Here is a 3411-nt window from a genome sequence, read left to right on the forward strand (position 1 = left end):
TTTTTTAAACCATATCGTTGCCGAATGTGTGCAACTGATAAGTTCTTTAACAATCTGGAAAGCTGATATAAATATCGGTATTTATAAGGTAAGCACGGTGTCGCGCTGTTGCTTATGTGATTATAGATACCACGCTGTTAATACATTCTCTTATCGTGAATGTGTTGATGGTGGTAAGGCATCCCCCCAAGGATGTCTTATCGAATTCATACTACTCGAAAGAGTAAGATGTCTTATCAAGTAACTCACTTTGTTAAACTTGTTTAACAATGAGTACGTGAAAATGTCAGACTTTACAATTACGCTGGATTAGTCTCCGGTGTGTACTTCGTTGTTGATTCTTTATTGAAAAGACTACTTAGGGTTGTATGGTTAAGTGACTAAGCGTATGTGGTGGATGCCTTGGCAGTTAGAGGCGATGAAGGACGTGTTAATCTGCGAAAAGCGTTGGTGAGGTGATAAAAACCGTTATAGCCAACGATGTCCGAATGGGGAAACCCACCTAGCATAAGCTAGGTATCATTATCTGAATACATAGGGTAATGAAGCGAACCGGGAGAACTGAAACATCTAAGTACCCCGAGGAAAAGAAATCAACCGAGATTTCGTTAGTAGCGGCGAGCGAACGCGAATCAGCCCTTAAGCTTATTGGGCGCTAGTGGAAGGTTCTGGAAAGGACCACGATACAGGGTGATAGTCCCGTACACTAAAGCAACCTTTAAGTGAAATCGAGTAGGACGGAGCACGTGAAACTTTGTCTGAATATGGGGGGACCATCCTCCAAGGCTAAATACTACTAACTGACCGATAGTGAACCAGTACCGTGAGGGAAAGGCGAAAAGAACCCCTGTGAGGGGAGTGAAATAGAACCTGAAACCGCATACGTACAAGCAGTGGGAGCCCGATTTAGTCGGGTGACTGCGTACCTTTTGTATAATGGGTCAGCGACTTATATTCTGTAGCAAGGTTAACCGATTAGGGGAGCCGTAGCGAAAGCGAGTGTTAACTGCGCGTTTAGTTGCAGGGTATAGACCCGAAACCCGGCGATCTACCCATGGGCAGGTTGAAGGTTGAGTAACATCAACTGGAGGACCGAACACACGTATGTTGAAAAATGCGGTGATGACTTGTGGGTCGGAGTGAAAGGCTAATCAAGCCGGGAGATAGCTGGTTCTCCCCGAAATCTATTTAGGTAGAGCCTCGCACGAACACCATTGGGGGTAGAGCACTGTTAAGGCTAGGGGGTCATCCCGACTTACCAACCCTTTGCAAACTCCGAATACCAATGAGTGATATGCGGGAGACACACTGCGGGTGCTAACGTCCGTTGTGAAGAGGGAAACAACCCAGACCGCCAGCTAAGGTCCCAAAGTACTAGTTAAGTGGGAAACGATGTGGAAAGGCATAGACAGCTAGGAGGTTGGCTTAGAAGCAGCCATCCTTTAAAGAAAGCGTAATAGCTCACTAGTCGAGTCGGTCTGCGCGGAAGATGTAACGGGGCTAAACTAGTCACCGAAGCTGCGGATTCAGAATTTATTCTGAGTGGTAGGGGAGCGTTCTGTAAGCCGTTGAAGGTGAATTGAGAAGTTTGCTGGAGGTATCAGAAGTGCGAATGCTGACATGAGTAACGATAAGGGGAGTGAAAAACTTCCCCGCCGAAAGACCAAGGTTTCCTGTCCCATGTTAATCAGGGCAGGGTAAGTCGGCCCCTAAGGCGAGGCGGAAACGCGTAGTCGATGGGAAACAGATTAATATTTCTGTACTTCTATATATTGCGAAGGAGGGACGGAGTAGGCTAGGTGAGCACGGCGTTGGTAGTCCGTGTGAAAGTATGTAGGCTGAAGACTTAGGTAAATCCGGGTCTTCTTAAGGCTGAGATACGAGACGAGATTCTACGGAATTGAAGTCATTGATGCCATGCTTCCAGGAAAAGCTTCTAAGCTTCAGATATATAGGAACCGTACCCCAAACCGACACAGGTGGTTAGGTAGAGAATACTAAGGCGCTTGAGAGAACTCGGGTGAAGGAACTAGGCAAAATAGTACCGTAACTTCGGGAGAAGGTACGCTACTCATGGTGAAGCCCTTGCGGTGTAAGCTAAGAGTAGTCGAAGTAACCAGGTGGCTGGAACTGTTTATTAAAAACACAGCACTGTGCAAAATCGAAAGATGACGTATACGGTGTGACGCCTGCCCGGTGCCGGAAGGTTAATTGATTGGGTTAGTCCTCGGACGAAGCTCATGATCGAAGCCCCGGTAAACGGCGGCCGTAACTATAACGGTCCTAAGGTAGCGAAATTCCTTGTCGGGTAAGTTCCGACCTGCACGAATGGCGTAATCATGGCCACACTGTCTCCACCCGAGACTCAGTGAAATTGAATTTGCGGTTAAGATGCCGTATACCCGCGGCTAGACGGAAAGACCCCGTGAACCTTTACTATAGCTTGACAGTGAACATTGCTCCTACATGTGTAGGATAGGTGGGAGGCGTTGAAACTTTGTCGCCAGATGAAGTGGAGCCACTCTTGAAATACCACCCTTGTATGCGTGATGTTCTAACCTAGGGCCGTAATCCGGCTTGGGGACACTGTCTGGTGGGTAGTTTGACTGGGGCGGTCTCCTCCCAAAGAGTAACGGAGGAGCACGAAGGTTGGCTAAGTACGGTCGGACATCGTACGGTTAGTGCAATGGCATAAGCCAGCTTAACTGCGAGACAGACACGTCGAGCAGGTACGAAAGTAGGTCATAGTGATCCGGTGGTTCTGTATGGAAGGGCCATCGCTCAACGGATAAAAGGTACTCCGGGGATAACAGGCTGATACCGCCCAAGAGTTCATATCGACGGCGGTGTTTGGCACCTCGATGTCGGCTCATCACATCCTGGGGCTGAAGTCGGTCCCAAGGGTATGGCTGTTCGCCATTTAAAGTGGTACGCGAGCTGGGTTTAGAACGTCGTGAGACAGTTCGGTCCCTATCTGCCGTGGGCGTTTGAGAATTGAAGAGGGCTGCTCCTAGTACGAGAGGACCGGAGTGGACGAACCACTGGTGTTCGGGTTGTCATGCCAATGGCATTGCCCGGTAGCTACGTTCGGAACTGATAACCGCTGAAAGCATCTAAGCGGGAAGCAGGCTTTGAGATGAGTTCTCACTGGAGCTTTAAGCTCCCTAAAGGGCCGTTGGAGACTACAACGTTGATAGGTCAGGTGTGTAAGTGCTGCGAGGCATTGAGCTAACTGATACTAATTACCCGTGAGGCTTAACCATACAACACCCAAGTAGTTTTGCTGAGATAGTGAATTGCAAAGAGATTGTGTGAAGACTGACAAAGACATGAAAATGTAAAATCACGTACTGCGTGTTACTTGACTAAAGAAAACCAAACGATATTTATCGCTCAATGAGCAAAGCTTTC

The 3411-nt window shown here is 48.0% G+C and carries 1 rRNA gene; it reads left to right on the forward strand.

The window, feature by feature from the left end:
• Positions 1–370: 370 nt before the first annotated feature.
• Positions 371–3263: ribosomal RNA gene (locus FCS21_RS15625) — 23S ribosomal RNA — on the forward strand.
• The last annotated feature ends 148 nt before the right edge of the window (positions 3264–3411 follow it).

This window comes from Colwellia ponticola, from assembly GCF_005885605.1.
Taxonomy (GTDB): Bacteria; Pseudomonadota; Gammaproteobacteria; order Enterobacterales; family Alteromonadaceae; genus Colwellia; species Colwellia ponticola.